This is a genomic window from Solobacterium moorei (assembly GCF_036323475.1).
GTDB lineage: Bacteria > Bacillota_I > Bacilli_A > Erysipelotrichales > Erysipelotrichaceae > Bulleidia > Bulleidia moorei.
The window spans coordinates 901,516-924,969 of record NZ_AP028934.1 but is presented as its reverse complement, the minus strand read 5'-3'; the positions used below and the strand labels follow the sequence as shown (position 1 = coordinate 924,969).

33 protein-coding genes and 1 tRNA gene are annotated in these 23,454 nt (G+C 36.5%); 1 reads left to right on the top strand and 33 read right to left on the bottom strand.

Annotation, left to right across the window (positions count from 1 at the left end; all coding sequences use genetic code 11):
• Nucleotides 1–45: 45 nt before the first annotated feature.
• The 3 genes from RGT18_RS04700 to RGT18_RS04690 all read right to left on the bottom strand — a co-directional run bounded on the left by RGT18_RS04700 (nt 46) and on the right by RGT18_RS04690 (nt 2,312).
• Nucleotides 46–122 (bottom strand) — tRNA-Arg (locus tag RGT18_RS04700).
• Between the two features lie 120 nt (nt 123–242).
• The gene (locus tag RGT18_RS04695; RefSeq protein ID WP_028078181.1) at nt 243–1,349 is read right to left on the bottom strand and encodes a M20 metallopeptidase family protein; all 1,107 of its coding nucleotides are present in this window, start codon (nt 1,347–1,349) and stop codon (nt 243–245) included.
• A gap of 63 nt (nt 1,350–1,412) precedes the next feature.
• Nucleotides 1,413–2,312 carry an RluA family pseudouridine synthase gene (locus RGT18_RS04690; RefSeq protein WP_338175365.1) on the bottom strand — a complete coding sequence of 300 codons (900 nt, stop codon included), beginning with the start codon at nt 2,310–2,312 and terminating at the stop codon, nt 1,413–1,415.
• 58 nt (nt 2,313–2,370) lie between these two features.
• Between RGT18_RS04690 and RGT18_RS04685 the strand changes: the two genes are divergently transcribed.
• Nucleotides 2,371–3,924, top strand: a complete 1,554-nt coding sequence (locus tag RGT18_RS04685; protein ID WP_051240991.1) for an NAD(P)/FAD-dependent oxidoreductase — start codon at nt 2,371–2,373, stop codon at nt 3,922–3,924.
• 34 nt (nt 3,925–3,958) lie between these two features.
• Here RGT18_RS04685 and RGT18_RS04680 read toward each other — a convergent pair whose 3' ends face one another.
• From RGT18_RS04680 to RGT18_RS04535, 30 genes are all read right to left on the bottom strand, one after another.
• The gene (locus RGT18_RS04680) at nt 3,959–5,338 is read right to left on the bottom strand and encodes a DEAD/DEAH box helicase (protein ID WP_028078183.1); all 1,380 of its coding nucleotides are present in this window, start codon (nt 5,336–5,338) and stop codon (nt 3,959–3,961) included.
• Nucleotides 5,339–5,576: 238 nt separating this feature from the next.
• Nucleotides 5,577–5,726 (bottom strand): hypothetical protein, encoded by a 150-nt coding sequence (locus tag RGT18_RS04675; RefSeq protein ID WP_006525134.1) that lies wholly within the window; start codon nt 5,724–5,726, stop codon nt 5,577–5,579.
• Between the two features lie 296 nt (nt 5,727–6,022).
• On the bottom strand, nt 6,023–6,256 hold the full coding sequence (locus tag RGT18_RS04670) for a holin (RefSeq protein ID WP_028078262.1): 234 nt from the start codon (nt 6,254–6,256) through the stop codon (nt 6,023–6,025).
• Entirely contained in the window at nt 6,253–6,555 is a 303-nt protein-coding gene (locus tag RGT18_RS04665) for a hypothetical protein (RefSeq protein ID WP_028078261.1), read from the bottom strand. The genes RGT18_RS04670 and RGT18_RS04665 overlap by 4 nt, the downstream gene beginning before the upstream one ends.
• An 11-nt stretch (nt 6,556–6,566) precedes the next feature.
• A complete protein-coding gene (locus tag RGT18_RS04660) occupies nt 6,567–7,538 on the bottom strand; it encodes a LysM peptidoglycan-binding domain-containing protein (RefSeq protein WP_028078260.1) in 972 nt (323 codons plus the stop codon).
• Between the two features lie 16 nt (nt 7,539–7,554).
• Nucleotides 7,555–7,812 (bottom strand): DUF6275 family protein, encoded by a 258-nt coding sequence (locus RGT18_RS04655; RefSeq protein ID WP_028078259.1) that lies wholly within the window; start codon nt 7,810–7,812, stop codon nt 7,555–7,557.
• Between the two features lie 58 nt (nt 7,813–7,870).
• Nucleotides 7,871–8,500, bottom strand: a complete 630-nt coding sequence (locus RGT18_RS04650; RefSeq protein WP_028078258.1) for a carbohydrate-binding protein — start codon at nt 8,498–8,500, stop codon at nt 7,871–7,873.
• A gap of 11 nt (nt 8,501–8,511) precedes the next feature.
• On the bottom strand, nt 8,512–9,273 hold the full coding sequence (locus RGT18_RS04645; RefSeq protein WP_028078257.1) for a hypothetical protein: 762 nt from the start codon (nt 9,271–9,273) through the stop codon (nt 8,512–8,514).
• The gene (locus RGT18_RS04640) at nt 9,270–10,358 is read right to left on the bottom strand and encodes a hypothetical protein (RefSeq protein WP_028078256.1); all 1,089 of its coding nucleotides are present in this window, start codon (nt 10,356–10,358) and stop codon (nt 9,270–9,272) included. The genes RGT18_RS04645 and RGT18_RS04640 overlap by 4 nt, the downstream gene beginning before the upstream one ends.
• Nucleotides 10,348–11,220 (bottom strand): phage distal tail protein domain-containing protein, encoded by an 873-nt coding sequence (locus RGT18_RS04635; RefSeq protein ID WP_028078255.1) that lies wholly within the window; start codon nt 11,218–11,220, stop codon nt 10,348–10,350. The genes RGT18_RS04640 and RGT18_RS04635 overlap by 11 nt, the downstream gene beginning before the upstream one ends.
• Nucleotides 11,220–13,007 carry a phage tail tape measure protein gene (locus RGT18_RS04630; protein ID WP_051241001.1) on the bottom strand — a complete coding sequence of 596 codons (1,788 nt, stop codon included), beginning with the start codon at nt 13,005–13,007 and terminating at the stop codon, nt 11,220–11,222. The genes RGT18_RS04635 and RGT18_RS04630 overlap by 1 nt, the downstream gene beginning before the upstream one ends.
• 13 nt (nt 13,008–13,020) lie before the next feature.
• The gene (locus RGT18_RS04625; RefSeq protein ID WP_162141230.1) at nt 13,021–13,167 is read right to left on the bottom strand and encodes a hypothetical protein; all 147 of its coding nucleotides are present in this window, start codon (nt 13,165–13,167) and stop codon (nt 13,021–13,023) included.
• A 35-nt stretch (nt 13,168–13,202) separates the two neighbouring features.
• A complete protein-coding gene (locus RGT18_RS04620) occupies nt 13,203–13,535 on the bottom strand; it encodes a hypothetical protein (protein ID WP_037403961.1) in 333 nt (110 codons plus the stop codon).
• Between the two features lie 75 nt (nt 13,536–13,610).
• Nucleotides 13,611–14,174: a major tail protein gene (locus tag RGT18_RS04615; RefSeq protein WP_051241000.1), complete on the bottom strand. Its 564-nt coding sequence runs from the start codon at nt 14,172–14,174 to the stop codon at nt 13,611–13,613.
• Nucleotides 14,167–14,502, bottom strand: a complete 336-nt coding sequence (locus tag RGT18_RS04610) for a hypothetical protein (RefSeq protein ID WP_028078253.1) — start codon at nt 14,500–14,502, stop codon at nt 14,167–14,169. Before RGT18_RS04610 ends, RGT18_RS04615 begins: the two co-directional genes overlap by 8 nt.
• The gene (locus RGT18_RS04605; protein ID WP_028078252.1) at nt 14,499–14,885 is read right to left on the bottom strand and encodes a hypothetical protein; all 387 of its coding nucleotides are present in this window, start codon (nt 14,883–14,885) and stop codon (nt 14,499–14,501) included. The genes RGT18_RS04610 and RGT18_RS04605 overlap by 4 nt, the downstream gene beginning before the upstream one ends.
• Nucleotides 14,878–15,183 carry a hypothetical protein gene (locus RGT18_RS04600; RefSeq protein WP_051240999.1) on the bottom strand — a complete coding sequence of 102 codons (306 nt, stop codon included), beginning with the start codon at nt 15,181–15,183 and terminating at the stop codon, nt 14,878–14,880. Before RGT18_RS04600 ends, RGT18_RS04605 begins: the two co-directional genes overlap by 8 nt.
• On the bottom strand, nt 15,176–15,451 hold the full coding sequence (locus RGT18_RS04595) for a head-tail connector protein (RefSeq protein WP_028078250.1): 276 nt from the start codon (nt 15,449–15,451) through the stop codon (nt 15,176–15,178). The genes RGT18_RS04600 and RGT18_RS04595 overlap by 8 nt, the downstream gene beginning before the upstream one ends.
• A gap of 66 nt (nt 15,452–15,517) precedes the next feature.
• Nucleotides 15,518–16,633: a phage major capsid protein gene (locus RGT18_RS04590; protein WP_037403959.1), complete on the bottom strand. Its 1,116-nt coding sequence runs from the start codon at nt 16,631–16,633 to the stop codon at nt 15,518–15,520.
• Nucleotides 16,626–17,282 (bottom strand): HK97 family phage prohead protease, encoded by a 657-nt coding sequence (locus RGT18_RS04585; protein ID WP_028078249.1) that lies wholly within the window; start codon nt 17,280–17,282, stop codon nt 16,626–16,628. The genes RGT18_RS04590 and RGT18_RS04585 overlap by 8 nt, the downstream gene beginning before the upstream one ends.
• Entirely contained in the window at nt 17,254–18,453 is a 1,200-nt protein-coding gene (locus RGT18_RS04580; RefSeq protein WP_028078248.1) for a phage portal protein, read from the bottom strand. The genes RGT18_RS04585 and RGT18_RS04580 overlap by 29 nt, the downstream gene beginning before the upstream one ends.
• Nucleotides 18,454–18,461: 8 nt before the next feature.
• Nucleotides 18,462–20,132, bottom strand: a complete 1,671-nt coding sequence (locus RGT18_RS04575; protein ID WP_028078247.1) for a terminase large subunit — start codon at nt 20,130–20,132, stop codon at nt 18,462–18,464.
• Nucleotides 20,129–20,500 carry a hypothetical protein gene (locus RGT18_RS04570; protein ID WP_051240998.1) on the bottom strand — a complete coding sequence of 124 codons (372 nt, stop codon included), beginning with the start codon at nt 20,498–20,500 and terminating at the stop codon, nt 20,129–20,131. Before RGT18_RS04570 ends, RGT18_RS04575 begins: the two co-directional genes overlap by 4 nt.
• 120 nt (nt 20,501–20,620) lie before the next feature.
• Entirely contained in the window at nt 20,621–20,923 is a 303-nt protein-coding gene (locus tag RGT18_RS04565; protein WP_028078246.1) for an HNH endonuclease, read from the bottom strand.
• A 191-nt stretch (nt 20,924–21,114) separates the two neighbouring features.
• Nucleotides 21,115–21,537: a hypothetical protein gene (locus RGT18_RS04560; RefSeq protein WP_028078245.1), complete on the bottom strand. Its 423-nt coding sequence runs from the start codon at nt 21,535–21,537 to the stop codon at nt 21,115–21,117.
• Nucleotides 21,527–21,724 carry a hypothetical protein gene (locus RGT18_RS04555; protein WP_156022820.1) on the bottom strand — a complete coding sequence of 66 codons (198 nt, stop codon included), beginning with the start codon at nt 21,722–21,724 and terminating at the stop codon, nt 21,527–21,529. Before RGT18_RS04555 ends, RGT18_RS04560 begins: the two co-directional genes overlap by 11 nt.
• 87 nt (nt 21,725–21,811) lie before the next feature.
• Nucleotides 21,812–22,057, bottom strand: a complete 246-nt coding sequence (locus tag RGT18_RS04550; protein ID WP_028078813.1) for a hypothetical protein — start codon at nt 22,055–22,057, stop codon at nt 21,812–21,814.
• 200 nt (nt 22,058–22,257) lie between these two features.
• The gene (locus tag RGT18_RS04545) at nt 22,258–22,929 is read right to left on the bottom strand and encodes a tyrosine-type recombinase/integrase (protein ID WP_051241082.1); all 672 of its coding nucleotides are present in this window, start codon (nt 22,927–22,929) and stop codon (nt 22,258–22,260) included.
• Nucleotides 22,916–23,179 (bottom strand): hypothetical protein, encoded by a 264-nt coding sequence (locus RGT18_RS04540; RefSeq protein ID WP_338175347.1) that lies wholly within the window; start codon nt 23,177–23,179, stop codon nt 22,916–22,918. Before RGT18_RS04540 ends, RGT18_RS04545 begins: the two co-directional genes overlap by 14 nt.
• A gap of 6 nt (nt 23,180–23,185) precedes the next feature.
• Nucleotides 23,186–23,443: a hypothetical protein gene (locus tag RGT18_RS04535; RefSeq protein ID WP_338175345.1), complete on the bottom strand. Its 258-nt coding sequence runs from the start codon at nt 23,441–23,443 to the stop codon at nt 23,186–23,188.
• Between the last annotated feature and the right edge of the window lie 11 nt (nt 23,444–23,454).

The window sequence follows — 23,454 nt, the reverse complement described above, 5'->3', positions numbered from 1 at the left end:
ATAAATATCCTAATAAAAAAACCGCTTGTAGCGGGCTTTTTTAAATGGCGCGCCGAGCAGGAGTCGAACCCGCAACCTTTTGATTCGTAGTCAAATGCTCTATCCAGTTGAGCTATCGGCGCATTCGGTGTTATCACCTTGCTTTTTAATAGTATTCCATTCCCATAGAAAAAACAACCCTTTTTCACAAAAAAGTATTGTAAAGTCAATGAAAAATAGTGCTTGTGAAATACATGCAAGCACTATCGAATGATTGTTCCAAACATACGCACTGCGGTAGGAATAATTTTATCATCAAATATATAGGAATCATGATGTAAAGAAGGACAAGTTCCCATTCCAACAAAGACGAACATACATGGTGCAAATCTCTTATAATATCCAAAATCTTCACTGGCACGAATTGGTTCCATTAGCGCTTCTACCTCTAATCCACTAGACTTTAGCGTATCAACCGTTTCTTCTACTAGTGCAGGATCTGCGTAATTTTCGTCAAAGCGATCAAATACTTCAATACTTACCTCAAACTTTTCTTTTAATCCTTCAAAGTAAGAGCGAATATACCCTTCTAATACCGCTAGTTCATTTTCTTTAGCAGCACGCAAAGTCAAACAAATTTCGCCATTTGCTGGTGAGATGCCAAAATTCAAACTACCCACATTCATATGGATAATCGTAATCATCGCAAGTGAATTGAAGTGATAGTTCTCAAATGTAAAGGGTTTAAAACCAGTCTGCTTTGCTAGAGGTTCTATAGATTTAGCAAATGCAGATAAGACATAGACTGGATTGCATCCTTTCTCAGGTTCTGAGGCATGGCTTTGTACTCCCGTTAAAGAAATACGATAGCCTACCGAAGCACACATGACTGTCTCTGGTCGATAGTAAATCACATTCTTTCTTAAATTAGGCATATTATGCAAACCAAAAATGCTATCTACATGATACTTTTCAAATAATGGTTTGCAGATAGCTGCACCACTACCATTTTCTTCAGCTGGTTGGAAAAGATAGATGGCATTATACTCACTTTCTCTATCCTCTTCCTCTAACATTACGCCCAACAAAATTGCAGTATGTCCATCATGACCACAGCCATGAAATGGTGTATTTGAAGAATTCATAATCGCATCATGGTCCGCGCGCAATACAATTGTCTTCTTTGTAGCTTGATATGGCTTCATGCAATACAACCAATCCCCTTCATCAAGTACAAGATACTTGGACATATTTTGTGCGATGAATTCTTTGATTAATTTTCTTGTATGCACTTCGTGATTAGACAATTCGGGATGTTCATGTAACACATGACGAAACGCAATAATCTTATCAAGATTTTCCTGTTTCATACAGATACTCCTTTGCGTACTTCTATAATTGATTCTATGCCTAAATTTTTTTGATTACAAATCTTACGCTGTCGTAATTGTTTCCTGAAGTTTATCGACTACCTTTTGCATGTCAGTTGGTAATTCACATTCTATCGAAATCTGTTTCTTTGTCTTTGGATGGATAAACTCCACCTTCCAACAATGCAGCGCAGGTCGTTTCATCGCATGCATACTACCACCATAGAGATGATCACCAATCAAAGGATGTTTAAAGTAAGCCATTCCTGCACGAATCTGATGCAGTCTTCCAGTTTCAATATGAACTTTTATAAGCGAAAAGAAATTACCTTCCGTAATCACTTCATAATTAGTAATACATTTTTGACCATCTGCAGTAACACTTCTCCCACGTATGCCCTTCTCTTTTCCAAGAGTGTAGATTAACTTACCCCGCTTTTCTTCGAACTTCCCTTTTACGATTGCCAAGTATTCTTTATGTAATAATTGTTCCTCACGAGCTGAAGCTAAAAGTGCGGCCATCTGTTTTGTTTTCGCATATACTACAATTCCCGAAACACCTTTATCTAAACGTCCCACAGTTCTAACTGTAAAAGTATCGTCTTGATAATAACGTTTCAAAATAGAACCCATATCATCATCAAAGTGTTCTGCACTTGCATGACTTGGAATTCCTGCCGGTTTATTTACCACAACAATATCAGTATCTTCATAAAGGATTATAGGTTTTAATTCTAAGATAGGTTCCTCTGTACGTACCGTTACTATATCGTTTGTATGCACCTCTTGTGTCAGTCTACACTTTTCATCATTGAGATATATTGAACCAGATACATGGAATCTACTGATTTCACGTCTTGAAAAGCCCATATGTTTGGATAATATATTCTTTACAAGAAGACCATCTTCACTCGATTTTATTTTCTTTTGTTTTGCGATTTTCATGTTCAAATTATAACGCAAATCAATCTCTAATCAAAAGAGAGGATGCTATTGTATAATCATTATTAAGAGGTACATTATGCTAAAAATAAACCAGATACGTTGTGAAGTTGGAGAGACTTTTTCCATTCATCACATTGCTAAGAAATTACGCTGTTCTATTAATGATATTCAATCCTTTGAAATCGACCGTGAATCTATTGATGCTAGAGGTGATGATCTTCACTATTCCTATAGTGTGTATGCGTCTATTAAAAACGAAGATAAATATCTCAAGAACCGCGATGTGAAAAAAGAAACGAAAGAAGTATATGTTCTTCCAACTGCTACAAAGTCTTCTAAGCAAAGACCTATCATCGTAGGATTTGGACCAAGTGGAATGTATGCTGGTCTTATCTTAGCAGAAGTTGGACTTAATCCAATCATTATTGAACGTGGTCAAGCAGTTGAACAACGTGCCAAAGATATCAATGCATTTTTCACTAAGGGAAAACTCTTAGAATCATCAAACGTACAGTTTGGTGAAGGCGGTGCCGGAACCTTCTCAGATGGAAAACTAACGACACGTATGAAGAATGTGCGGGTTTCTAAAGTATATGAAGAATTTGTAGAAGCTGGTGCCAACCCTGCCATTCAATACCAACAGCGTCCTCACCTAGGTACCGATGTACTACAGACAATTGTAAAAAAGATACGCGAAAAGATTATTCGTTTTGGTGGTGAAATACACTTTGATACCAAACTAGAAAGTCTATATTTAAACGATAATCAAATTGTTGGTATTCATACAAATAAGCAAGACTTTTCAACTGATAGCGTAATATTATGTACTGGTCATAGCGCTAGTGATACGTACGAAACACTCCTTGCACAAGGTGTTGAAATTACACAAAAAGATTTTGCGATTGGTGTACGTGTTGAGCATCCACAGGGGCTCATCGATCAAAGCACTTACGGTAAACACTATGGTCACCCTACGCTCAAAGCATCATCCTACCAACTAACCGTTAAGACATCTGTCAATCGCGGTGTATACTCATTCTGTATGTGTCCAGGTGGTATTGTCATCCCTGCATCTACCGAACAAAACAGTCTTGCAGTAAATGGAATGTCCTATAGCATGCGTGCAGGTAAGAATGCCAATAGTGCTATCCTTGTACAAATACCACGTAGGGACTTTGATCAAGGACATCCTCTTGATGGTTTTCAGTTTCAGAAGAAATTAGAACAACTAGGTTATTATGAAGGCTTTGCGGCACCAGCACAGAATATCAAAGACTATTTGAAACATACCCCTTCCGATAAACTTGTCATTCAAACTTCTTATCCACGTAGCACAATCATGAAAGACATGCATGCATTCTTCTCAGACGAAGTAAATATTGCGATGGAAGAAGGCATGAAACAATTCGACAAAAGAATTCATGGTTGGATTGATCAAGGTATTATGATAGGACTGGAAACACGTTCCTCTTCTCCAATCAAAATACTTCGTAACGATGATGGTAGCAGTTCAACAATTCAAGGGTTATATCCATGCGGTGAAGGTGCCGGATATGCTGGCGGTATCGTCTCTAGTGCAGTAGATGGTATCAAACAAGCAGAAAACTATATTGCACATTTAAATCAATAGCCGTAAAAAACGCAGATATGAGTCTGCATTTTCTTTATCGATCACGATTCTTTCTTCTTGGCTTGTAACTCTTTGTTTGATGACGTGGCTTTCTATCAGTAGGCTTACGTGACTTATTTGGCTTTGTAGATTTATGTATCGATTTATTCGATGCACCATCATCACATTTCTTTTTGTTATCACGCTTGTTTTTATCACGCTTCTTACTCTTATCACTACCACTTCGAGAATCTAACTTCTTCTTAAATGATGGTCGTTGATTTGATTTATCATCACTTGCTTTTTTACGTTTTAATTCGGTAGAGTATTCTGTCCTGATTAACGGAATCTCTTTCTTTAACATCTTTTCAATTGACACAAGCAAGCCTAGTTCTTCATGACAACATAGAGAAATAGAAATACCCTCTTTCCCAGCTCTTCCAGCTCTACCAATACGGTGGATATAAGATTCATCTTCCTCTGGTAAATCATAGTTGAATACATGTGAAATACCTGAAATATCGATACCACGTGCCGCAACATCTGTCGCAACCAACACGTCTACTTGATTTGTTCTAAATCGCTGCAAGGCATTCTGACGTTGGCCCTGTGTTTTATCACCATGGATTGTAAGAACTTTGATATCATCTTCTATTAACTTCTTAGTTAAACGATCGGCACCAATCTTTGTTCTTGTAAATACAATGGCCTTTGTAACTTCAGGACTTACAAGCATATCCTTTAGTACACGCTTCTTATCTGCTTTTTCACAGTATACAAGATACTGTGTAATTGTTTCAGCTGGGCTTGCTGGTGGAGCCACACGAATATCCACTGGATCATGTAATAGTTCATTTGCCAATTCTTTGATTTCTTTTGGCATTGTTGCAGAGAACATAACAGTTTGACGAGCTTCTGGAATACGGCTGGCGATTGTACGTACATCCCCAATAAATCCCATATCCAACATACGATCTGCTTCATCAAGTACAAATACTTCAATATCACTCAAGACAATCTCACCCTGAACCATAAAGTCGTTTAAACGACCTGGAGTCGCAATCAAAATATCACAACCACTACGGAGTGCTTTTCTTTGTGGGCTAGATGGTGCACCACCATATACACAACAAGCACGTAACTTCAAATATCTTCCAAACTTTTTAAAGTTTTCGAAGATTTGTACAGCTAACTCACGTGTAGGTGTTAATACTAAAGCACGAATCTGATGTTTCTTCTTATATTCAAGCTTATTTAAAATTGGTAATGCGAAAGCGGCTGTCTTACCTGTACCAGTTTGAGCACAGGCAACGATGTCCTTGCCTTCCAACATAACAGGGATTGCTTTTTCTTGGATTGGTGATGGTGTTTCATACTTTGCCTTATTGACGGCACTCAGTATCGGCTCCTTAAGTTCTAAATCTGTAAAATTCATAAATTTCCTCTGCTTTTTAATCTCATCAAAGAAAAACTGATCGAGCTTTTGTATTCCCGACCAGTATAATCAGTTTTCTATAAAAGACTCATAGATATTACTGTATATTCCTTATTAACGCAACCATAACACAGTTTTACAATAGTATTCCATGGTAAAAATCAAAACAAATACCATAAAATTCATTCTGGCAATAATTTCTCAATGACCCTAATATCACTTTCTTTTAAAAGAAGAATTAGATTTCTCCCATTAGAAAAATATCAATTTCATCTTCACCAGACTCAGTATCCATAGCAGGATAGTAACCTATGACATCACCGAAAATTGTTAAATCGTTGCAAGCAATCACTTCTACACGTTTCTTAAATAACTCACGTAGTTTCATAAAATATATGTCCTTTTATAAACTTTCCCAAAGATAAAGGAAAATGATGCAAGTTATCTATAATACACGTTAAAGCAATACGCTTCTTCAACACTTTCATTTTAAGAGCGAGCAACGGGAAAAGATTGAGGATGTTTTTTGATGCGACAGGCTATGTTAATACTGCTATTTTACTGCATATTCGTGCATCGACATACCACGTTTTTTTAAAAAAGTTGACCAAAAAGTTGACCACAAAATTACGCATGCAAGCATATAAAAATAGCCTACCCTCGCAATGAGAGTAGGCTTTCAAATTACTTCAAATCTTCTTCAGTAGCATCGTTAGGTTCTACTTCTGGTAGACCAGCTAGAGAAGTACCAATTGATAAAATTGCAGCTAGCGCAGATGTAGAACATACTAGTTTCCAATCAACCGCTCCGATTGTTGCTGTTGTTCCAATCGTTGCGACAAATGTCTGTGCTGCTGTTTTCAGAGCACGTCTGCATGCTGCCTTTCCCCATTTTACCCAATATTGTTTGTCTTTCATTTATTATCCCTTCTTTCTTCAATTTGTCTAATTCTATCGCTTAGAAATGTTACCGATGTTTCTGTCTGTGCTAAACGATTTTCCAGAGACATGACACGATTGCTCACGTCTCTGGTAGTTGCTTTTAAATCTGTTATCCCCTCTTTCACAAAGGCAATGTTTGCATTCATTTTTCCAAGCTCGGCTGCCTGATCTTTACTACCTTTATGGATTGATGCGTTTACGCTCCATATTGTTGCTACGAGCCCAACGAGCGAAATCAGAAGACTAATGTATACAGGATTGATTCCTTCTTGCATGAAGCCACCGCCTATCTGACACGAATTGTGTTGCCAGGATAAATCAGATTAGGTTCACTAATACCATTCACCTCCGCTAACCACTGCCACGTTGTACCGTATCTCGCCGCAATTGATGATAGATTGTCGCCTGGTTGGATCGTGTAATACTCTTCACCACCGCCGAAATTACTTGCATTAGCAGAACCTCTAATTACAATCTGTTGTCCTGGGAAAATCATATTAGGATCATTTAAACGATTGATTGCCGCAAGTTCCTGCCAAGTCGTACCGTATCTCGCCGCAATTCCGGACAGTGTATCACCAGATTGTACGATATATACGTCCGGTGCTTCAGGAGCAATAACAGATGGTGCCGGAGCATAGTTATCCGGTCTATCTGCTGTTGCACCAGTACGATAGATTGATGGATCAACAAAGATAACATTTTCGTCTAATGTTCCATAGTTAGAAGTGTACTGCTGAATAGTTCCGTATGCGGAAGTGTCAACTGTATGGCTTCCATCGTTGTTACCCCAAGCCGCTACCCACTTATCGTATGGATCACATTCAGGTGCAAGGTATCCAAGCCAAGATAGCGATGTATAAATGCCTGTGTAATATCCAGCAGAAGCAACAACATCACAGAATGCTTTGGACATAGGTGCAATATTGTCATGCGTGATAGCAACCCCGCTATTTACTTTGTAGTGGTCAGCATCTTCCATGTCTAGCCATACACCAAGCCCAATATCCACGCCAGCAATGATGGATAAGAAGCGTTGTGCTTCTTCGATTGCCTGTGCAGTGTTTAGTGCATAGGAATAGAAGTAAACACCTATTGTGATGCCTAAACGTTGGCACTCTGAAACATGTCGTCTGAATGAATAATCTTCACGGCTTGCTACACCAGCACGCAGAATTGCATATCCGCCAGCATAAGGTGTGAAGTCAAAATCTGGTTGATGTTCGCTAACATCTGGAACGTTATAAATTCTTCCCATTTGTTTATTCTCCTTCCTATTTTTCATCTGCATAGCAAATGTTCTTTGCTTTGCAATATACATCAACATATGTTTCGTTCTTGTCGCCATTATGAGTTACCTCGCAATAATCTGCTTGCCCATTTGCAGACTTTAAAGCATTAGTACTGACTAGTGCTTTCCAGTTCTGAAGAGTCTTGCAAAACCAAACAACGAAACAATCTTCAGGTTTAACCTCAACACTATTTACTTCTGACATTGCCTTTGATGCTAATTCTTTTGCTTTTTCAATCATTTTATTTTCCTCTTTTCTATCTAAAAAGGCGGCCGCATTGGTCGCCTTAATAGCAAATTTATTTCTTGTAATCCCAGGCATTACCAAAGCCTGGCTCATTGCCCTTATTGTTGTCAATCTTTGAGACAAATACAATTCCTCTAGCGATTGCTAAATCACCTTTGTTGTAGGTTTTCTTTTCATCCCACGGTTTTGCTTCTCGTTCCTTCGTTAAATCATCATAAAGCAAAGGTGTTTTATCAGGGGTTTGACCATCTTTTGATGTATGGTCAGAGACAACTGAATAAGGCACTCCATTGAATGCGATACGCTGGTTCTTTTTGTATTTTGAATTTGGAATCCAGTCATCTAAGAATGCAATATACTTTCTGACTGTTTCAACATCCGCAGTCTGAAGAATATCATTAACTAAAGGTCTAACTTCCTTAAAGTTATTTGCTTCAATATCTTTTTCTGGAACATCCGTCAAGATAAACGAAAGTGTATATCCTGTGCCAGACTTAGAAAAAGTAAGCGGCTCTGTGTACATTTTTGCAGTAGGTCCATCATCGAATGCAATATCGTGGATTACACCAACTTCGAATGAGTCAATTAGAATTTTTAAATTCTCAAAAACTGTTCTATTGAAAGTAACAACACTTTTGTTGTTACTTGGTATCTCTGTAAATTTCTTGTTGTCAATTAACATTAGTCATCCTCCTAAACCGACTTAACAAAAAGCACATCTACACCTGCACCAATAGGAACACCAGACCAACCATTAGGATTGTAGATAGTGCAGTACGCAACGTTATTCGTGAAGTTGTACAGCGATACAATGCATCTGTAGTCAGTGTACGGTTGCAATAGAGCTACTAATTTATACCCAGGAGGAGTAGTAATATTAATTCTAACGTCTTCCCTATCATTCACCGTTGCATTGAATGTTGTTCTAGAACCAGATCCGTTAAATCTTTTAACAATGAAGGTATCATTACCTCCAATCGCTAAGCCACCCTTTGCAGTAATTTTTCCTGGTACTTCTAAATTATCTTTTGTGACAATATTCTTTGAGTTTTTAGCTGTAACCGTCACATTAGCAATGGAAATATTTGTTGCTGTATATGTTCCTAATTCTAAGTAAAAATGAGTACCACCTAAAATATCTGTATTACTTGCACCAGACGGTATTGTTTGTGATGTAATAATGCGAATCTTATCAGAATTCCCTAAATTAATATCTACATATATTTTAAATTGTGTAGCGTTTCTACCTGCACCCATTGTCGCATTTACATCTTGCTCATCCACCTGAAAATCTCTGCCGGCCACAACACCTCTGAAAGAAGTGATATGCAGTTTATTCCCACTTATTGAAATGTTTGGTATAGAAAATAAACCATCATCGATTAATTTGCTGATTATGTATGCATCGTCAGATGCAGTTACGTTTGTTCCTGTGGCTCTAATTACTTTGCTCATTGATTATCCCTCCTAATACTTCTAATGATGCTTGTTAGTGATTTTCTAGCATATCCAAATTTAACTACCTGGATATTATCACCCTCATTTTCATATCCTGTGCAGATAGAAAAATGTGATGTTCCATTATTGAATATCTGATACAATTTACCAATTTCAAAAGGCTCTAACACTTTTGATTTTGTATAGAACTTGATCGTCGTTTCCTCATCATACAAATTCTTATACAATGTTTCGGTTGCAGTTGATAAAGCCTTTTGCTCAAAACTCTCACCATTTTCAACTTTATATTCTATTGTTTGAACTGCAGTTACGATGGGAGAAATTATTCCATCTGACGTATTCTCAATTGTTCCGGACATGCCATCTGCAGTTGGAATAAAATAGTATTTTTTCTGTACTAATTGGTTTTGTTCAGCTTTTATCTTATCAATGCATACGCACACATTTGGACTTAACTCACTAGAACCGGAATTAATATTGTAGTCAATCAAATCATTTAATGATAAATCAAACTTATATGCTTTAGAATTGTCATTTTGGGCACCAATACACTTAATCCAAGCATTTGCCCAGTCTATTGATAAATCAACCCTATATCCTTTGTTTCTAAGTAATGACACAAGCACATCTCTTATATTTGTAATACGTTCCTCTCCTAAATGTGCTTGAATCTCATTAAATGCATCAACACCCTTATCATTGCCGAAATAAAAGCGTGGTGATTTACCATCCACGCTTATCATTTGCATTGCACTCTTGATCCAGTTGAAAAGATATCTATTAGTATCATTAAGGGACAATGTATATACGTTTACATCTAAAAGGCTATCCAACGGAAGGCATGACAATTCAAGAGAATCTTCTTTGCCAAAAGATATATCGGATATAACACCTTCGTATATAACTCCAGAATCATCATTTACTCGTACCAGCATCCCTTTTTCAAGTTTAAATTCAACCTTTGGTATTTTAATTAATGTTTTCACCATAGAGATATAGTCGACTGCAGGCACGCAATAAAACGCTTCTGAACGACCAATATATTCAACTGTTTGAGTAAAATATATAACGTTATACTGCATTAAATTCCCTCCGAATTACAACAGCACTCTTAACCATATCTCCTGATTCATTAGTCACCAGCAGTTTGCACTCTCCCAATGGTAATTTGATAAAGTTTTGCATATCAAAGTTACAATATTGATATGCTTTCTTTTTTTCTGATGTTTGGCCAACAACGTGAGTAATCTCCGTTTGACCATCTATTGAATTAATAATCAACTCATCTTCAGTAGCTAATTTAATATTACATTGGCCATGTAGAACTTCCTGTTCATTACAGATAATAGTCCATCTAGGATTCAAACACGGTCCAAATATAGTAAGAATAGTAGGCACGTTATTCGATGAAAGATTTTGAATATTAAATGTACCAATCAAACTTTCGGTGTATGAATATCCGTAATCAAATCCATAAACCTTTCCGACATCAATATCATTTCTTCCATCGATATAGTGATATTCCTCATCATACCACTTTGATTTTGCAATGATTGACATAGTACATTTCAAAGCCCTATCATTATGCTCTATTTCAGATTTTTCTATCTGAACAATATCAGCGTCCATCATATACACGCTTCCATTAGGCAATGAATATTCCAACTTACAAGCATTATTATCTTTTGATAAAGCATTTACAAACGCTTGATAGTTTTCGTATACAGCTTGCCTATTATTACCTCTTACTATCAAAATGCCAGAAATAGAACGTTGAGGAATAGTATCTCCAACGCGTACATATGCGTTTCCTAATTTCTCATATGCATAATCTGTATTAAGACCAAGCCCAGAAGGAGATTCAAAAAAGTAAGTGTGATCAAGTCCATCCGTCAAATTGAAAGTGGCGGATGATAAATGGATTTTAAATCTTCTAATTGTCACTAAATCGCCCTCCCAAGTTCTAGATTAATTTGTCTAATCATCTTTTTAACAAGAGTATCTTCATCCATGCCAGGAGAAGCATATACATTAATCGTAATGTTTCCATTAGTATGTTTCTTTAACCATTCTGTGCCAACTACTGTTTCAGATCCTGCTTCACCTACACCAATGATTGTTGGCTCTGTAAACGTGTATGGTTGATTCATTGCCTTAGCATACCAATCTACACCTATACTTGGCATACCATCTTTTAGCCAATCTAGAGGATTAATAGAGCCACTAATACTAAAATGCGGCAGTGGAATATGCGGCCACTTAAACTCAAAACTAAATAATCCTTTAATAGTATCGATTGCATTCGTGAAAATTGAAGTAACACCTTCCCATAGTGAAGATGCTTTTTTCTTTATGCCATCCCAGATTCCTCCGAAGAAATCACCAATACCATTCCATGTAGCAACCAGACCATTCCAAGCATTTACAGCAAAATCGCATATTGCGGTCCACACTTCACCAGCTTTTTCTTTGATCGTATCCCAATTCTTATATAGTGCTATCCCTATTGCTACAACAGCCGCAACCGCCAATATAATACCTCCAATTGTTGCAATCATCGGAAGCATTGCAACATTTAGCGCCGCGGCAAGCCCTGTAAGAGTGCTAACTATGCCAAGTATAGGAGAAATTGCAGCAACCAGTGCAAGCATTGTTAAAATAAAAGTTTGCGTACCTCCATCGAGATTCGCAAACCACTCTATAATTCCTGAAACAGTTTCTACAAGTTTTTCTAGTTTAGGCAATAACTTTTCTGCTAGTGTAGCACCAACTTTTAAGAATGATTGTTGTGCCTTCGCTTTTAATGTGTCTAATCCATCGTTAAATTGATTAGCAGAATCTAATGCATCTTGAGATAGTATCAATCCAGCCGCTTGTGCTTCATCACCTAATTGCTTCAGAGATGCTCCGCCATCATCAATTACACCAGCCATATCCATTGCTGATTTACCAAAAAGTTGCATCGAAAGAGCATCTCTTTCTGTGCCATTCTCGACTTTTGATAATGCATCAATTACATCAAACCAAACATCAGTAGCATTACGCATCGTTCCATCTTGATTAGTTACAGACACACCCAATTTATCAAAAGCTTCATTGCCATTTGCCATGTTTGATGTAAGTTTCTTGATTGAACCTGACATTGTTTCCATACTTACATCAATCAGATCGCTTGCATACTTCATTTTTTGAAGTTCTTCAGTGCTGAAACCTGTCTGCTTTGCAATTGTATTAATATCATCTGCAGTCTTACCTGCAGCAATCGTCATTCCAATTAGCCCAGCTGCGCCTGCCGCTGCTGCTGTAGATAGACCTTTTGTTTGTTCAGACATCTTACCAGTTGCATTTGATACAGACTGTAAAGCTGGCGTTAAGGCATTACCGTACTGTTTATTAAGGTTTTTAAGCTCTTCCGTAGTTGAAATGATATCACGTTCAAGAGCTTGCATCTGCTCTCTATTCTTCCCTGTATCACCCTCTGCTTTTAACTGTGCATAGAGTTTCTTTTCTTCTTCAAGTTTAGTATTAGCAGAGCTAATTGATTTCCCTAGTAACTCATGTTTTTGATTTAATAATGTAATATTCCCTGGATCTAGTTTTAGTAATTTATTGACATCCTTCAACTGCTTTTGTGTATCAGCTATCGTCGAATTTGCTTGTTTTAATGATTGTGATAGTTTAGTTGTATTACCACCTATTTCAATCGTTATTCCTCTAATTTTGTCAGCCATACTAACCACCTTCCTAGAATTTTTCTATATCACTCTCGGATGCCATTACATCCCATTCATAATCATCGTTAATCTTCTCTGCCAGCATGTCGTAAATCATTCCTGCATCAAGTTCATCTAATTCATCCATAGATAACCCTAATTCTTTGCAACGTAGCATGAATACCGCTGTGCTTATCGGTCTGTTTGTATGGCTTACGCTTTTTTTATTTCGACAGTAGTTCCTAATGATTTAGCCCATAATTCCATAATCTGTGGATAGACTGATTCATATGGGAAAACTTCATAACTGTCCAACCATTCCCAAACATCATCAGGAATTGATTTATCTGCTTGTTTTGCCATGATATATGCAAAATTTGCAAAGATTTCTAATACATCTGCAGTCATTGTCTGTTCTTTTGCACCACTAATCTTATTTAAATCTTGAATAAGATCGTGTCCAAATTTCTTTCTGTATCGAATTGTAGTTGTTGCAGATGCTTTAAACTTTGTTTCTTTTCCACTAATTTCAATAACCTTTTCCATAGTTTCTCCTTTTGCAATTAATACACAAATTAAAACCAATCATTCTTAATCAAATGATTGGTTTTTGTTCATGCATTATCCTGTGATTTCTGTTACTTGTTCAAACCACTTTGTATATACTTCATCGTCTGTTTTTGCAGAAAATTTAACATATCCGTCGTTAATACGAGGTGGTGCAGAGAATTTTAACTGTACATGATTTGGTTTAATCGTCTTTTCCTTAGTTTCTCCACTTTCTCCATTACGAGAGAATTTAACACGGTATAAAAGTCCACGCTTGCCATTAACTGTGCTATCACCGCCGATTTCGAATTGCCATAGTAGTGCAACTTCCTTCGTTTGGTCTTTGTCCGTTTCAAGAATGCCACCTTTTGTGCCTTTCTTTCTGCCAAAAACTTCGGATTCGAATTCCTCTGGCAATGACTCTAATTCAAGCGTGCCAGCATATCCATTATTTACAATGTCGTTATACCAGCTTACATTATCTGCAAATTCTTCGATTGTATCACCCTCTGCATCCATGCTTAATGATACAGCACCTGGCAATTTCTTAACATCGCCATATGTCAGGCGGCCTGTGCCATCATCTGTAGCAACCGCATAGTGTACGTTGCTGATACCATATTTAATCTTACCCATCAATAACTACCTCACTTTCATATAGTACTTCATACATATTTTCTTGATTGATGTATTGTTCTGATTTTTCATACACCAATCCGTTAGCTTTTAATACATTTTCAACTTTCCTCTCTGTATCAAAATCTTTTGTATTAGTGTATAGTTCGATATTTAAGTTTGTAATGCTTGCATAATTTGTGTTATCTGCGCACTCATCATTACTAGATGGATAATAGAAAAGAATATACGGAAGATTTGGTGCTTTTTCTTCGGGCCACTGATAATATGCACACTTATTAGTTCCTAAGATTCCATTTAGCATGGAAGCAATTTCATCAAATCTCATTTCCCTATTCTCTCCTTTATTCTTTCCACCAGTTCTTCTTGAGTCCAGTCATTTACAATAGCAATATGTTGGAACGCTTTAGTTCTTCCACCATTTGCTTTCGCATGACCAAATTCAAGTAAGTGTGTTAATTGATAATCTGTCTTGTTGTGCACGATTGCTTTAACTTGTGTTCGTTTTGCTTCTTTAAAAGTTGACCAACCTTTGTTATATCTACCTGTTCTACGATTGTAACTATTAGCAGATTTCAATCTTTTAGTGGCTTCTTTTGCCACATCTGGAATAATTTCTCCAATTGCTTGGCTCGCTTCATCACCATATTCAGTAAGTAAGTCATTTATTGTAGATGATAAATCATCTGGTAATATTGTTTGCTTACTCATTTCCTTTGCGTTTTTCTGTATACAGTTCTATATGATCATCATCACGTTCATATGTACGATAGATAGTTAGTCTCTGGCCATGATATATACAGATTTCTTCGCCTCTATAATCACCAACAAAAACAATAAATTGTTTCTGCGGATTCAACCCCATCCTTCTACCGCTGAACCACTCTGTAGAACTTGTACTCGATACAGAGCAGAAAACATCCCTATGGCTTTCTACGGTTTCAAATACACCCTTATCATTCTTTTCTGATAATTTAGAAACAAGTGTAATTACATCAGACTTACTCATCGCTCTTCTTCTTTCTAAATCCAGCAACCTTTAATCGTTCCTGGTATAGATTCCACGATTTTTCATCTCCGTTGCCGAACATGCCACGAACATATAAAACAACTAGCTTACATTCATTCTGATTATTAATATTGAAATCTATTCCGGTTGCTTCGGCAATATCTTCCTTTGCGGCTTCGATTAGATGATTAATTTCATCACCATCATACGCATCTGTAGTAATACGCAGATTCGTTTTAACATATTGTTTTAACTCCGTATCATTCATAATTACCTCCCACCAACAGAAATAGAAAAAGGAGAAGATATTTCACTTCTCCTTTTAAATCCAAAATTAAGCCTTAGCAATAAATGCGCCTGCACCTGCATTACGCATTGTACCCTGTGCACGTGTATATCCAGAGTAGATAATCTTGTGCGCCTTAATATCCTTATCTGTTTCGATCATAACAGGTTGCACAACGTTTAAAACGAACATCTTTGGATCTAAGATGAAGATTTCATTACCAGCTGCAGAATCTTCCTTAACTTCTGAACCAAATGTTACACCATCACGGAATACAGGTTGTCCGTTCTTATCCACTAGAGATAATACAGAGCCGAACTTAGTTCCACGTGATGCATATACAACTAGATTGCTACCAGCTGATACCTTTCCAAATGCAGAAATATATGATGCATAATCAAGTGTAGCTGCTACAACTTTATTCGCAACACAGTCAGCCTTAATTTGTGCAAATACATCAGTCGCCAATGCTTCACCTAAATCTGCAGCAATTTCTGTAGCTAAATAATCTTCTAAAGCACCCTGCGTCATCTTTGCCTCTGCATAAGATAATTCAACACTCTTAGAGTAATCGTTACCGTTTAATACAACCTTAACGAATGTATTTGCTTCATTATCATTTGCAGTACCTTCTGTTACCTTCTTAGCCTTTCCTGCAGTAATTGCTGTATGCTTTGTTACTTCTAGAATAACGCCTGTATTCTTAATATCAATGTCTGCCAAGATTGGATGTGCTGTGTGGATATTATCCCAAATCTTATCATCTAACTGTTTTGGCAATGCAACACCATTGTCTGTTGTAATTAATGCTGCGCGTTGTTCTGGTGTTGCTTCACCCTTCAAGAACGCATAGAACGCGTCACGATATTCAACCATGTCTCTTGTAATATTCTTTTCCATCTTTCTCTCCTCCGTCGGAAGTTTTACTTCCGTACCTTTTCCATTTTCAATTTTTTCGGCTGCTGCTCTTTCTTCTTTGTCTTTTTCTTCTAGCTCTTGTTTCTTTAGCAACAGTTCTTTTTTTCTTTCCTCGATAGAGTCAAGTTCTGTGTTTAACTCCGTGCAACGTTTTTCATCTGCTGTTTCAGCTTCTTTAGAAATCAATGTTGCTCGCTGCTGTAATTTATTTAAATCTTCAATACACTCACGTAATTCCTTACTCATCAGAATCCTTTCTAGCTAGGCGCTCTGCTCTAGCTTTTAATGCATTGCGCATTTCTTCCATATGATTGGCTTGCATTTTTTCTCTTTCACTATCCAGTGACGCTTTCACACTATCCAGTGATCTAGCATTAATAGAAGTCTGATCATACGCAGGGAATGTAACTGCTGATACTTCAAATACCTTTGAAATACTTGTAATATGTCTGACCGGTTTCTCTGTATCCAGTCCTTCCCATCTCTCTCCGTCAACAGTGAACATAAAGGACATGCCACTACAATCTTGACGATTAACAGCTGAATATAATTCTCTTGCTCTTGAATTATTTTCTGTATCTAAATCAACGCGAACATGCAATCCATCTTCTTGCACAGATAATTGCATCGTTGAATTTGCGTTATTGTTTCTACTGCGCGCCAATGGCAACTGGTCTGTATCGTGGTTAATTAAAAAACGGACATCCTTTAAGTCCGTTTGATTTAATGCACCACTATCGATTACCTCTTTACAGAATCCAAAGTCCGTTTCTTTATCGAATACAATCGGTACGCCCTCAATAACGTTTCCGTGTTGCTCATCGCTTCGCGTTACAACGTCGCAAAAGAATGAGCGATTTTCTTTTTTATTTTGAATCATTTCCATTTCCTTCATCTTCCTCCGCCTTAATATCAGATTCCTTTACGTAGTTATTTACTGCAATCATGATTTCATCACCACCACGTTCATGTCCTAATGGAGTATATCCAAGCATGCTTCTGTAGTCGTCTCTTGTAAATAATCCAAGTTCTTTCGTTGCGCTAATAACATTTACTATTGTCGCAGTTGGTTGGTATTTCAATCTAGACATATTGACTTCTATTTCATTGCCAAAGCCTCGTTCTCTTTCTGTATACAGCGCATACGTTAAAGAGTCTGTTAGAAGAATTGCAAACGGTTCTAATCTTCCTTCATACACAGCTTCATACTGGTCTGATGTAAATTTGTTTTGTAGGAATTCTTCATTTACTCCAAAGTATGTAAAAATCTTATTCTTCGCTTGTTCCATTGTTGCAGAATCAACAATGTATGGTTTCGACTCAATATTCTGATAGTCAAACTTTCCATCTACAGCAATTACACCACCATTATTCTGTGCAGAAAGATTATCTTTTATAAATCTCTCCTTTGCCTTTGTAAGATCATCTTCTTTAATAACATTTACTGTCTTTAAAATTCCGCGAATAATAGCACTATTTTTTATTCCATTTATGATTCCTTGGTTTTGAGCATCAAGTAACTCACATGCTGTATAAAGGGCCGCATTCGCATCACCCATTAAATCATCTCTAATAAAGTGATTTCTAAGATGGATGATACGGTCATATCGCACAGTATACGTACGCGTATAACTCAACTGGAATGAAGCATATAACTTTTCGTTCAATTCATATAGTTTAAATGTCTTGTAGTTAATTGGATGTAGTGCTATTAGATATCCTTTTTCATCATATTCAGGATAAATAAATGCATTATTGTTCAGGAAGTACATCGCACTTGTTTTATATAAAAAATCATACATTGTCATGTATGGATTTGGATGCTTTAAAACCTTTGCAATGTCAGAAACATAATCAACTGTAGTAGTGCCATCCTTATTTGCAATAACAGCTCGCAATGACATTTTAGCAATGTTTCTGGCCAGTGCATCCACAGATGCACGTACTAAGTCAATATTTAATGTTTGACCGTCAAACGAGCGATAACTCCACGTGTTGATGTCATATGGTTTAAAATCGCTATTATATGTGGATCTAGACCGTTTAAAAATATCAAATAATCCCATCTCTTCTCCTATCCAACTAAATTCAAGTAATCATCACGATACTTTACATATATTACATATGCATTTAACAAACTAACCATACCATCAATACGCCTATTCTGTTGTATCTTTACAGGCTGAATTGATTCAATACTACCCTGCGCTTTGATTCCAGTGTTTGATAAACACCATTTCAGCATTGGATTGTTGTCATAGTTAATCTCTTTATTTGCCAGTCTTGCACCAAGTTCCTTCATCGGTGCAGTCCAAGTAAATGGGCCCTGTGCAACCTTTTCCATTACAGACTGTCCAAATTCTCCAGCCATTTCATCAGCCCAATATCCAGCTAATGCTCTATCATATCCCATCTTCCACAAATCAATTCCATACTTATCACGCATATCTTTGTACCATTGCGTAACATCGCTATAGTTGACCATATTTCCGTTACATATAGTAAGTAATCCTCTGTCCGCCCAAACTTGATATGGTGCTTCTTTTGAAGATGTCTTTTCTAAGTAGTCAATTCGTGCTTGTGGTAAAAAATAATGCTGTAAAACATAGATTTTCTCATCATCTTTTTTACGAATTAAGAGTGTAGCTGCAGTAAGGTCAGTAGTAGCAGATAAATCGCATCCACCAATCGCATATGTATTAGCAACATCATCTATTGAGAACGTATCCTCGCAATCAAGTTGTTCCCAAGATAGCCAAGTCTCTGATGTTACATTCTTTAGATTAAAGTCTTTAGTAAGTACAGTTGCTTTTATCTTAGAATCCACTTTTGCTCTGCTTACCATTTCACGCAGAAATGATTTTGCTTTAATCATTCCTAATCCTGGATTAGCCTTTGGCCACATCTTTTCATCATCCCATTCTTTGGTACTATCAAGTTCATAAATGAGTGGCAAAAAACGTTCATCATTAGTGTCTTTATTAATGACCTTATCAGCATATTCATAAAGATCGTCATAAATACCTTCTCTGTTAAATCCTGATGTAGTTATTGTAAACAAAATCGGTTGCTTTCTAGCAGACATACCCTGTTTAACTACATCGTAGATATTACGGTCCTTAATTGAATGTAATTCATCGATAATACCACAATGTACATTCAATCCATCTAATGTATTTGAGTCACTTGATAGTGGCTGGAATACTCCGAAATTAAAATCAGAATACATATCACTCTTTCGCTTAGCGATATACTTTGATAAATACGGAGATTGTCTGACCATATTTCTAGATTCATTAAATACAATCTTTGCCTGGTCTTTCTTACTTGCAACACAATCTATTTCTGCACCACCTTCGTGGTCTCCTATCATCATGTATAGAGATATTGCTGATAGTAGAACAGATTTACCGTTTTTACGCCCCATAATCCATAGCACTTCATTGAATCGGCGTACTCCATTCTTATCAACAAATCCAAAAATAGCTTGTATAGCCGCCTTCTGAAATAGTCGTAGTTTAATCGGTTCACCAATTGCACCTTTTGACTGCTTGCAGAATGATTCAATAAAAAAAATAGGTCTTGATGCCCTATCTATATCAAACTTATATTTACTTCTTTTGCTTTTAACATCATTAGCCAGCCCCTGATAAACCTTTTCAATCTTCTTACTGACTACAATCTTTTTGTTTTTGATTTCATTCCAGTATTTAAGAATGTAGTTAGTATGATCGTACTCAATCATTTAGTATTAAAGAACTCCATCATTGGATCTACAGTTGCCTTAACACTTTCTTGTTTGTCATCAGGCAACAACCCAACAAGCTGTTTGATGATGTTATTGTAGTTTGAAATTAATTTGTTATATACCTGTGATGCACTAGAAGGTTTTCTTCCAGACTGGTTTTCACCATTCTGATACTCTTCAATCCATCCATTAACACGCAAATCATCTTGTAATTCACGTAGAGATATGACCATAAAAGCTGCATTTTGCATCAGATTAGTACATAGTTCTCTCTTCTCATTTGGTATATCTTGGAAAATAACCGTAAGTCTCTTAAACTCTTCTAAAATAAGAGCTTCTTTGTCTACCTTCTTCTTTCTTGCCATATCTTTTTCCTTTCTACACGGCTTTTAGACTACACCCATCAGCCGCTTTTCAGTTTCAGGTTTAAAAAGGACTGCTCATCGGTCCTCTTAGTTTGCGTATTATTTGCTACTATGCCCCCTCTATCGGCGCTTTAAATTTCCGTATGAATCAAAGTACAATCCTTCTTCAACTTGTGACTTGCCTAAATGCTCTTTAGTATGACAATCATGACATAGTGCTTCTAGGTTATCCCAGTTCAACGTGATGTATGGATCATTAATATTCTTTGGTGTTAGCCATATCTTATGATGAACATGTTCAGCTGGAGTTATCTTTCCAGCTTGTTCACATCTATTGCAGTATGGATGTATCGAAAGAAAAGCCTTACGACATTTAATCCATGCGGATGATTTATAAAACGCTTTGCTAAATTCTCTCGCCATATAACCTCCGGTGCAGGCGAAAGGGAAGACATCAATTTTATATTGAAAGGAGGATTAATAATGAAAACTTCATGTCAAGTTACATATTCCAGTTGGTGCCTTCCCACACAAAAAGCACACATCTCAATAACGTGTGCCCTTTTCCACCTACGCGCATAGTAACATATTTTTCTTGTCATAATTATGACAATTTAATATTTCAATAAAATTTTTTTCAATTGTCTCTGAATATATGCATTGTCATATCCAAGTATATATCCTATCGTTTCAAACGACCTTCCGCATTCATATCTCTCGTACAACAGTTCTATTTCATTAACAGATAGTTTTCGTAAGAATCTTTGTATATCATTCAGCTCTGTTTCATACATATTGTATTGCAGTAATAGCACTTCTTCTTCGTTAATCAACTCGGCGATATTGCTTTTATAAATACATGTCCCTCTTTGATACTTTGCTTCTTCTTCAGAACGAATTGATGGCGATCTAACCGAACCATTTAACTCAATAGCAATCTCCTGTAATCTATCCCAAATATCAACAACTCTATTTGCAGAATACTTTATTCCTTTTAACTTGCCATCAATATATTTCAGTTTATCATCATTTACCATGCTTCACCCTTCTAGCTATCTTTTTTTCTACCCAACGCAAACGATCTTCCAGAACAAAGAGTTGAAATGTATTAACTTCCGCAAACTCATGTCTGCGATGCGCTTCCTTAACTCTTGCGATTTCCTTTTCTAGCTCATTTCTTTTTCTTCTAAGTAGCGCGAGTTCGATTTCCTCTTTCTTAGTCATTATCATCTACACCTGCAATTCTCGTCGCTACCATAATGAATACTCCGAAGAACACTCCACATGTGAAGGATATAATAGCAACCATCATCATTTATCCTCCGGCATACATAACATAACTGTATCTCCCCAAAAGCTATTGCTGATTAAATCGTCCATAACCTCTTGTGCTACCGCTTTGTCTGAATATCTTCCCAACAAGCGATCATCATTGTCTATTGTTGCACGTACTTCATATTGAAGCTTATTGTCTATTTTTTTATCGATAACATAAAGCTTCTTAATGTTTGGATTGTAATAAATTGTGTCTTTATTTTGTGTTTGAATTGAATACATTTTTATCTCCTTTTTCTATTCGTCTGTGAGTGTAACAGAATCGTAACTATGTAACGCTTATTTCAAAGCTTTATTTTCTTAATAATGCTTTTCAATACTGGCTTATCTTGTTTTTATCTGTTTTTGAGTGTTACATAAATCGAATGTTACACTCACTCATAAATTTGTATTATTTTTAGAACATGCAAGAATGTTTTTATCTATCCCCATTTTTCGGTATAATTAATAGACTCTCTAACATCCTGTATATCAGATGGCTCTAACATGATGTAGAGCATAGTCTCTGCAGCGCTTTCATGCATTAGCAGCTTCTGCGTTGTTAATAGATCATGTGTTTCATCCCAATACCATCGTCCATATGATTTCCTAAGACTATGGCAAGCTACAGGATATTTTATTCCAGCTTCATCCGCTAACCGCTTTATAATTCTCCATGCCTGTTGTCGCGTGATTGGATACCCTTTTAAGCCCTGTCTTGATTCAAAGATGTACTCAAGCAGTTGTATTTCATATCTCTCAATATATTTCTTTACAATTGAATATACTTTCTTATTCATTTTAAATTGCTGAGATTTACCCGTTTTCATTTCTACACACGTATATTCACCGCCAGCGATGTCTCTAGGAGTTAATTCTATTAACGTCTCAATGCGATTTCCTGTGTTGACCCCTAAAATCAATAGAATATAGTTCCGATACCACATACGATACTTCCAAGACGACGGATCATATTTATCTCGATGATTTATGCAGCATCTAACCATTTCATCGAAATCACTCTTAATGAATGGCTTTACAATTTCTCTACCGTGTTTATCTGGTGTCTTCCGAAGATAGCCTTTCGTACGTTGCAAACGTCTAAGCTGTCTCATCTACGTACTCAACTCCAAGTTGCTTTAACTCTTCTATATATCCATTCATTTCAGAGTTAAATTCATCTAAAATCACATTGCGTACTTTTATAGATAAATTTCCATCAATTTCAAAATTAATGTAATTAATTCTTACGCGAGCATCATCTATTCCTTCTTCTTTTGAACGATTAAGAGTTGCAGTTTCTTTTTTTAAACATTCTATTTTTGTTAATATCGTTTCTACTTTTTCTATATCAGTTGATTTCATCATTCTTCACTCCAATCTATCAGCATCTTCTTTGTGCTTATAAAATCTTTTTGGACTAAACATTATATATTCACCATATTTTGCATTTTTGGGATATACACGTACAACCTTTTGTATTTTTTCAGAAGTTTCTTGATTAAATAAGTTGGGTTGACATGTTTTTTCGTACTCACGTTTATCAATGCATTTGAAATAAATCTTGTCTATTTCATCCCAATACCATTCGCCAATTTGAATTTCTTCAAACGTTAATGAACTAATCATTTCTCGCTCCA

Bases quoted from the DNA above. Each gene is read 5' to 3' on its own strand.
- RGT18_RS04585 (WP_028078249.1), bottom strand. From the start codon at position 17,282: ATGAAGGAAATGGAAATGATTCAAAATAAAAAAGAAAATCGCTCATTC.
- RGT18_RS04695 (WP_028078181.1), bottom strand. From the start codon at position 1,349: ATGAAACAGGAAAATCTTGATAAGATTATTGCGTTTCGTCATGTGTTA.
- RGT18_RS04575 (WP_028078247.1), bottom strand. From the start codon at position 20,132: ATGATTGAGTACGATCATACTAACTACATTCTTAAATACTGGAATGAA.
- RGT18_RS04580 (WP_028078248.1), bottom strand. From the start codon at position 18,453: ATGGGATTATTTGATATTTTTAAACGGTCTAGATCCACATATAATAGC.
- RGT18_RS04570 (WP_051240998.1), bottom strand. From the start codon at position 20,500: ATGGCAAGAAAGAAGAAGGTAGACAAAGAAGCTCTTATTTTAGAAGAG.
- RGT18_RS04545 (WP_051241082.1), bottom strand. From the start codon at position 22,929: ATGAGACAGCTTAGACGTTTGCAACGTACGAAAGGCTATCTTCGGAAG.
- RGT18_RS04640 (WP_028078256.1), bottom strand. From the start codon at position 10,358: ATGCAGTATAACGTTATATATTTTACTCAAACAGTTGAATATATTGGT.
- RGT18_RS04610 (WP_028078253.1), bottom strand. From the start codon at position 14,502: ATGAGATTTGATGAAATTGCTTCCATGCTAAATGGAATCTTAGGAACT.
- RGT18_RS04590 (WP_037403959.1), bottom strand. From the start codon at position 16,633: ATGAGTAAGGAATTACGTGAGTGTATTGAAGATTTAAATAAATTACAG.
- RGT18_RS04675 (WP_006525134.1), bottom strand. From the start codon at position 5,726: ATGAAACTACGTGAGTTATTTAAGAAACGTGTAGAAGTGATTGCTTGC.
- RGT18_RS04565 (WP_028078246.1), bottom strand. From the start codon at position 20,923: ATGGCGAGAGAATTTAGCAAAGCGTTTTATAAATCATCCGCATGGATT.
- RGT18_RS04680 (WP_028078183.1), bottom strand. From the start codon at position 5,338: ATGAATTTTACAGATTTAGAACTTAAGGAGCCGATACTGAGTGCCGTC.
- RGT18_RS04645 (WP_028078257.1), bottom strand. From the start codon at position 9,273: ATGAGCAAAGTAATTAGAGCCACAGGAACAAACGTAACTGCATCTGAC.
- RGT18_RS04660 (WP_028078260.1), bottom strand. From the start codon at position 7,538: ATGGGAAGAATTTATAACGTTCCAGATGTTAGCGAACATCAACCAGAT.
- RGT18_RS04535 (WP_338175345.1), bottom strand. From the start codon at position 23,443: ATGATTAGTTCATTAACGTTTGAAGAAATTCAAATTGGCGAATGGTAT.
- RGT18_RS04605 (WP_028078252.1), bottom strand. From the start codon at position 14,885: ATGAGTAAGCAAACAATATTACCAGATGATTTATCATCTACAATAAAT.
- RGT18_RS04665 (WP_028078261.1), bottom strand. From the start codon at position 6,555: ATGCAAGAAGGAATCAATCCTGTATACATTAGTCTTCTGATTTCGCTC.
- RGT18_RS04615 (WP_051241000.1), bottom strand. From the start codon at position 14,174: ATGGGTAAGATTAAATATGGTATCAGCAACGTACACTATGCGGTTGCT.
- RGT18_RS04560 (WP_028078245.1), bottom strand. From the start codon at position 21,537: ATGGTAAATGATGATAAACTGAAATATATTGATGGCAAGTTAAAAGGA.
- RGT18_RS04555 (WP_156022820.1), bottom strand. From the start codon at position 21,724: ATGACTAAGAAAGAGGAAATCGAACTCGCGCTACTTAGAAGAAAAAGA.
- RGT18_RS04630 (WP_051241001.1), bottom strand. From the start codon at position 13,007: ATGGCTGACAAAATTAGAGGAATAACGATTGAAATAGGTGGTAATACA.
- RGT18_RS04620 (WP_037403961.1), bottom strand. From the start codon at position 13,535: ATGGAAAAGGTTATTGAAATTAGTGGAAAAGAAACAAAGTTTAAAGCA.
- RGT18_RS04600 (WP_051240999.1), bottom strand. From the start codon at position 15,183: ATGAGTAAGTCTGATGTAATTACACTTGTTTCTAAATTATCAGAAAAG.
- RGT18_RS04670 (WP_028078262.1), bottom strand. From the start codon at position 6,256: ATGAAAGACAAACAATATTGGGTAAAATGGGGAAAGGCAGCATGCAGA.
- RGT18_RS04625 (WP_162141230.1), bottom strand. From the start codon at position 13,167: ATGCTACGTTGCAAAGAATTAGGGTTATCTATGGATGAATTAGATGAA.
- RGT18_RS04595 (WP_028078250.1), bottom strand. From the start codon at position 15,451: ATGAATGATACGGAGTTAAAACAATATGTTAAAACGAATCTGCGTATT.
- RGT18_RS04540 (WP_338175347.1), bottom strand. From the start codon at position 23,179: ATGAAATCAACTGATATAGAAAAAGTAGAAACGATATTAACAAAAATA.
- RGT18_RS04655 (WP_028078259.1), bottom strand. From the start codon at position 7,812: ATGATTGAAAAAGCAAAAGAATTAGCATCAAAGGCAATGTCAGAAGTA.
- RGT18_RS04685 (WP_051240991.1), top strand. From the start codon at position 2,371: ATGCTAAAAATAAACCAGATACGTTGTGAAGTTGGAGAGACTTTTTCC.
- RGT18_RS04650 (WP_028078258.1), bottom strand. From the start codon at position 8,500: ATGTTAATTGACAACAAGAAATTTACAGAGATACCAAGTAACAACAAA.
- RGT18_RS04550 (WP_028078813.1), bottom strand. From the start codon at position 22,057: ATGTATTCAATTCAAACACAAAATAAAGACACAATTTATTACAATCCA.